A 6,716-nucleotide genomic window follows, 5' to 3' on the forward strand; every position below is an offset into this window, starting at 1 on the left:
CAGACCATGGCCAACTGGGTCGGTGTGGACCTCACGCGCATCAATGGGTTGGGCGCGACCGCGGTCCTGAAGGTTCTCAGCGAGATCGGTCCAGACCTGAGCCGCTTCGCCAACGTCAAGCACTTCTGCTCGTGGCTGGGCCTGTGCCCCGGCACCAAGATCAGCGGTGGCAAGGTGCTGTCGGCCAGCACCAAACGTTCGGCCAACCGCGTGCGCCAGGCACTGAAACTGGCCGCCATGAGTCTCTCGCACAGCGACTCCGCGCTCGGCGCGTTCTACCGCCGGCTGTGTGCCCGCATGGACAAGCCGCGCGCCAACACCGCCGTCGCGCACAAGCTCGCGCGCATGGTCTACTTCATACTGACCCGTGGTGAAGCCTTCGTCGACCAGGGCCAGCAGCATTACGAAGACCAGCAGCGCCAGCGCAGCAGCGCCGCGCTCCGGCGCCGCGCCACCGCGCTGGGCTTCCAGATCAATCCCATTGGGACGGCCACATGACAGGTGCCGTCTTTATTTCTTACCAAGAGGGATCTTATGCAGATTCAATCGCAAGGGACAGGCCCCACCCCGCCTCGTACTTCGGGTCCTATGCGACCCATCGACATCTATTGATGTGTCGTTCCTGATGACGTTGTGTTCCGAGTCGGAACACGATTGCTAGGCCGACCGTCGGGACTACAGCGATTGCGCCGACACATTCGCTCCTGACCGGGACCACAGGGAAATTCAGACTGCGTCTGTGCAAGAATGAGACTCGTGTTCCGACTCGGAACACAAAAAAACCCCTCTGTGAGGGGTTCGACTGGTCTGGTTACGACGACGGCTAGCGTTGCGGTCCGCCATCGAAAAGTTCATTGATAACCGTCCGTATCCGTTCCTCTTGAGCCGCAGTCAGGACTGCACTCTTGAGCTTTACAGTAAAGCTCACGGAGTCCTTTGTGATGCTGCCTGCTTGAGTCTTACCGGCATAGACCTTATGGATGTCACGCTGCGAAGTTACAGGCGTCGCTTCACGACGGAGTAGCGACGCCTCCAGCAGCTTGGCGAACTTCGACTGCTCAAGGCTACCGTCTACAAGTTGCTTCCAGACCTCGCGAGCCACCGTCACTGCTGGCTCGCCATGCTTCTTGAGCACGGCGTAGGTGTCACTTGCCGCAGTACCACTGAATAGCGATGGGTTCCTCTCCAGATCTACACGCATGAATTCAGGTAGATTGTCGAAGGCAAAATATCGATAGAGTGTGCTCCGGCTCATCCCCATGGATTCGGCCATCCGCTTCCTGTCGGGAAATTCCTTCTCCACACGGCGCATCGCCTTTCCGATTTCGTAGTCGGTGAGGTCTTCACGGCTGACGTTCTCGGCCAAAGCAAGCACGGCCATATCTGCATCAGACGCATCCGAGACGAGCGCCTTGATTTCAGGCAGACCCAACACCTGGTGAGCGCGCCAACGGCGTTCCCCGGCAATAAGCTCGTAGTACAACTCTCCATTGTCCGGTGCGACTCGTCGAACCAGAATGGGCTGCATTAGGCCCAGTTCCTTAATGCTCTCGGCAAGCTCAGTGAGACTGCTCTCGTCAAACCTTATCCGCGGCTGCCAGGGGTTCGGCCGAATCTTCTCGACCGGAACCGTGCTTGCAGCCCCTTGGGACTCCAATTCCTGAATCCGAAGCTGTGCCGCACTCAAGGCCGCCATCATCCCTGGCGCTGTCTTTGGACGGTCTGCAACTTGAGGGGCGACTTCCACTTTGATTTCATTAGCAGGAGTCAAATTTGCGGTTTGCTCCAGCATGCGCTTGCGCATATTCATTTACGCGTCCTCCCACTTTCCGGCGTAAAACTCATCGACCCAACGGCAATATTCGTCGAACGGAATCCGCACACGCTGGAATGTCTTGTTGCTACCCTCGAACTTACTAATGTCGAACACCGTCGCAAGTGCGAGAGCCCCGTTACTCATCACGGAGCTCGCCGGCACTTCAATCGGGCTCATCCAATCGCCATAGGCTCGTTGTACCCAGGAGCGAACAATCGGAGCCGAAGACGCCACGCCATAGTCAACCTTCGAAAGCAGAATGCTCACGAAGTCGTAGGTCTTGTTTCCTTCGATGTTCTTGAAGCTGTCCGCCATATCGGAGAACAGACTCCAGAAAGATACCGAGCTAATGAAGTCGAGACTTTCCGGCACCAAAGGCATCACCATAGCGTCCGCAGCCATCAGGCCGTTGATGGTTAGGTAGGATAGCGAAGGCGCCGAATCCAGCACGATATAGTCGTATTTCTTTCGGAGAGGCTCCAAGCCCTTACGTAACAGGGTCCAGAAGCGATAATTCGCCGACTTGCTTGCCATTGCCGGGATGTGAAATTCAGCGGAGAACAACGACGGATGGGCAGGGATGACATCAACCCCGTCCCAATACGTCTCCTGAATGACACTCTCGAGCGTAAAGTCGTCTGGGCTGTAGATGTACGGCAGAACGGTGCTTTCCTCGACAATCATCTTCTCCGCATACAGGCCGCACAATTCGGTCAGTGATGCTTGCGGGTCCAGATCAACCAGCAGCACCTTGCGGCCGCGCAAACTCAGCCCCTGCGCCAGGCACATACTCGAAGTCGTCTTGCAGCTACCACCCTTGAAGTTGGCAGAAATAAGAACGCGACCGTCCGCTTCGCCTTTTCTTAGCAGCGGGGACGGCTTCACCTGTGAAGCTTGTTGAACCCACTTCCGAGTCTCGGCAAGCGTAAATTGGCGTACGCGCCCCTGAAGCTCACCCGCGGGAAGTGTGCTACCGTCTTTGGTTGCCAGATAATGAAGCCGCGCGCGGTCGATGCCACACATCTCGGCGACCTGGGTGGAGGTGAACGTCGGCGGACTTTTCCGAGGGCGAGGTGCCAGGATATGTTCGCGAAGTTCTTCAGTTAGCTTTTGAAGCTTCTTCGAAAAGTCACTCATTGAACCAATCGTGACAGTCCGGTCAATCTCGGTTAATTCGCTCTTCACCACCATATTCAACGTTCCATGTGAAATTCGGGATGAAACGTAGAATACGCGACCAACGGGGAAACTTCACGTACTTGTATGCACTTTTGGCAAAAAAGTGACGCCCATACGGGCTCTATGTGCGTGGTTCGCCGTATATCATAAAGTCAGGCGCAGAGCCGTAATCCGCGAGGGCAAAGAGCTTAGTGATGGTTAGCGCCCAAAACTTCAATAAAGACAGGCACGTGGGGAGATTCTGAGCGGCGCCTCATGGATGGCTAATTCGTGAGCAATAGGCAAGGTCACCGCCAATTGTACGAATTCGCCATTCTGTGATTCTGCAGATTGCGTAGCGCCCCCAGCAAAGTGCTTCTACTCGCAACCTAACCGAAGCAAAGTCACCAAAATTGTCCGAATCGCCGTGCAGTAAAGGTCACCACGCTCTTCCAGTCGTTGCTCTCCCTTAAAACGACGGATGGGACAAGCGACCAGGCCGCTACTACAAGTCCGGAGTGGGAAGTTCGTACAATTCTGGTGACCTTGCCTAGCAGCTAAGGCCTTGATCGTACAAATCTTGTGACCTTAGCTCTACCCGGTACCCGAACAGACAATTCTGGCGCCCCTTCTTGCCCGTGAATGAGTCATTCCCACGGTCTCGTCGACCTCATACGGCCCAATTGCGAACAATTTTTGTGACCTTGCTCAATCAACTGGTCGGAACCCAGTCTGTGACCGCAGAAATACAAATTCTGTGACCATGGGTCGGCCAAACTGCTCGCAGTTCATTGTGTGGCTTGGCCTCGGCACAGATTCGAACAATTTTTGTGACCTTGCGGACAATTCTGGTGACCTTGCCAAAACCGAGAGTCCATCGAGCTCGGAGCCTGGCCAAATCCGGTGACCTTGCGACCACATCTAGTAACCTTGCCCGACAAAATCAGCGACCTTTGGAACCAAAAAAGTGACCTTTCCAACCTAAGTCATTGATTTGATGGATAGGCCCCCGTTTCTTGTAAGTGATGTTCTGTTTATAAAAACAACAAACCAACCTACACCCATTCCTATGGACAGGTTTCGGAGCCGGGTATATTCGACCCCCAACAGCCATACCTTCGAATTCCACGTAAGGTCACCAGAATTGTCCCGACCCACTGCGCCCCGTCAACATTCCTACTGACCAAGTTCCGCCAGCACTCGGTACACCATAGCAGCGGTGCTCCGATGATTCCTAGACGTCCCGAAGGCAAAGTCACAAGGAATGTTTTGACATTTCGACCTTTCCCCTGCAACCTCCTGCACGAAGGAGGGAAGTGGTATGGAAAGCGCATCGCAACAATTAGCCTTGGCACTGTTCGAGGACTTCGCCCCTCGAGGCCAGAGCGTCACGGAAGCGCCAAAAGACTTGGGCTTCCGCCGCAGCAATGCCTTCGTCAAAATCATCGACCTAAGTCTGGCAGGCCGTCGCCTCATCGATGTTGCCTACTTCCTTGTAGCTGAAGACCAAGAAGTCCGGCGCGAATACCGGGTTGATGTCGGATTGTTCAAGTGGCTGTTAGCCACAACGAGCAACAACCGACGCCACCTCAGCAAGCTCGTTCGCGAAGCCCAGAAAGCAGCTATCGAGCTTAACGAGATCGACGTCGAAGACCCTTCCAAAGATCGATGGGGTGCAGTGCCCCTAATGGGCTCAGCATTCATCGAAAAAGGGGAGTTCATCTTTGAGCTTCCCGAACGGCTACAGCGCGCTATCAAGAACCCAAAATCCTCCCACTTTCTGAGCCTGCGTTACGTGTTCAAGTCGGTGCACTCTAAGGTCCTATACGACCGACTACAACAATTCATGGTTGAGGGCATCACGCCTTGGTTCGAAGTTCAGGCCTTGCGCGCTTGGCTAGAGTGTGAGAAGAAAACCTACGACCTCTTCAAGCACTTCCGAAGTAAAGTCCTTGAGGTAGCCATCTCGGAAATTCGCGAAGTGACCGGACTCCACATTGAGATGCTTACGCTTAACGTGCCCGGTTCAAAGAAAATCGGCCAAGTTCGATTCCGATTGAACGCTACCGAGCAGCCCAACGAGCAAAAAACCGCGTTCATCGTTCTTCGCAATGTCTACGAGACGCTGCGCAAAGAGTTCGCACTCAACCAGTCCGAGTTCAACGAAATTATTACGAACCGCGACCTGTACAACGACGAGCGAATCCACCAGGCCATGGAGTACACCCGACACAACGTGAAAGTCGGCAAGGTGAAGGTGCGAGCAGGTGGTTATTTCATGAAAGCCCTTCGCGAGGGCTACTTGCTTGGTGAACTCGATAAGCAGATCCATCACCAGTCAGCCATTGCAGAGTCAACTCGTAAGGCTGTTGACCAGGAGATGGCTGAGCGCGAGGCCCGCGTGAAGGCCGTTGGCGCCGAGCGCGACCAACGAGAAGCCGATTTGGGTTGGGAAGCCTATAACAAGCTCTCCGCTGAGCAGCAATCGGACATGATCGCGGAATTTTGTCAGTCTCAGGCGGCCAAGCTTCTCGCGCGAAGACTTAAGGTTGAGTCCCTGAACGTGCACGAGCATATCAATGACCCTCATGTTCGGAGCACATTTGGAGCCTTCGTGGCCAGTCGCGTGCACAAGGCAGCGAAGGCCGCAAAGCGAGTAGGCGCAGCGGCCTCAGCAAGTCTGATCTGAGCACGAGCAGGCGCCTTCACGGCAGCAGAACGCGCCGAGAACCCAACCTCGCGCGCACCAAACTCCGCAGTTGTTCGATTGCCATATGACCACGGTCGCGTTTGAAGGTTGAGGTGCTGATGAAGGGGGAAGGAGAGACGCCGATCGCTACTCTATCCCAGGCAACTTACGTTCGATGTCGCACAGGAGCCGACCCGGAGTTGTGCGCTGGCGTTTGAGCACCCTGCGCAGACGTTTGAACTGTTCGGCGTGCGCATAGGCGCCAGCGCAGCGCCGCAGCTTCTTGCCCCTCGCACTCGAAGGTTTGCTTAACGTTCAGGCCCTCATGCTTGGCCAAGCGGACCAGTTTGACACACTGGGAATTCTCCTGCACAGCAACCCTCCTCAATGCTTTGCCACACTTGGCTTCACCACATTCTGCAGGGCTGACTAAGCGAGACGGATCGCAAGCACGCTCCTTTGGCTCTCCGCGAAATGTACTGAGACGCCTGTTTGTCGCGCATCAACCTGCGAATATCCTCAATGGCCGCGTGTGCCACTACCGAAGACCGCTGTCTTGCTTGCACCGGCTGGCCGACGGCAGGGGCCAATCCGCCAGCTACTCTGTCCATCTCGATAAGCCAGGCGCGCGCCTGCTCATGCGCTAGAGAGCTTCGGCGACCGTTCGCGTCGGTGATCACGATGGACGCTGAATCGACCTCATAGGTCGACTCGTCGGGTGCTGCGACCCGTTTGTCTCGGTACCTCTCTACGAGTTCGGCAATCTGCTGCCGCTCTTGTGTGGCCCGAGCCTCGGCTGCGCGCGCTTCGTCGTCACGGAGCTTCCGCGTCCGGACTACATGTCCATAGTCAACAGGCTTTTCGAGGAGCGACTTGAGGTACGCGAACAGTTCTCGCCCCCGGAGCGGCCTGAGTGCATTGCCAGCCGCCGATACGACGTCCGACAATCGGTGGCCCGCCGTTCGCGCGAGCCTCATCAGTAGGAACAGCGCGGACATCTTTAGCGCTTGATCGCGCACCAGGGGCGCCAGGTCCATAGGCACCGCCCGACCG

4 protein-coding genes and 1 pseudogene are annotated in these 6,716 nt (G+C 55.9%); 2 read left to right on the forward strand and 3 right to left on the reverse strand.

The features are described from left to right. Positions 1-498: transposase (locus tag A3A5_RS0109980; RefSeq protein ID WP_018310443.1), on the forward strand; the 498-nt coding region annotated here is incomplete at its 5' end. 325 nt (positions 499-823) lie between these two features. Here A3A5_RS0109980 and A3A5_RS0109985 read toward each other — a convergent pair. Both A3A5_RS0109985 and A3A5_RS0109990 read right to left on the reverse strand, forming a co-directional pair. After that, positions 824-1,810 (reverse strand): ParB/RepB/Spo0J family partition protein, encoded by a 987-nt coding sequence (locus A3A5_RS0109985; protein ID WP_018310444.1) that lies wholly within the window; start codon positions 1,808-1,810, stop codon positions 824-826. Next, positions 1,811-3,007, reverse strand: a complete 1,197-nt coding sequence (locus A3A5_RS0109990; RefSeq protein ID WP_018310445.1) for a ParA family protein — start codon at positions 3,005-3,007, stop codon at positions 1,811-1,813. Positions 3,008-4,295: 1,288 nt separating this feature from the next. Between A3A5_RS0109990 and A3A5_RS0109995 the strand changes: the two genes are divergently transcribed. Further along, positions 4,296-5,663 (forward strand): replication initiation protein, encoded by a 1,368-nt coding sequence (locus A3A5_RS0109995; RefSeq protein WP_018310446.1) that lies wholly within the window; start codon positions 4,296-4,298, stop codon positions 5,661-5,663. Positions 5,664-5,825: 162 nt separating this feature from the next. Here the strand turns inward: A3A5_RS0109995 and A3A5_RS44615 are convergent. Further along, positions 5,826-6,012, reverse strand: a pseudogene (locus A3A5_RS44615) (IS5/IS1182 family transposase); the annotation flags it as partial. Positions 6,013-6,716: the final 704 nt, after the last annotated feature.

Source organism: Cupriavidus sp. UYPR2.512, assembly GCF_000379565.1.
Classification (GTDB): domain Bacteria; phylum Pseudomonadota; class Gammaproteobacteria; order Burkholderiales; family Burkholderiaceae; genus Cupriavidus.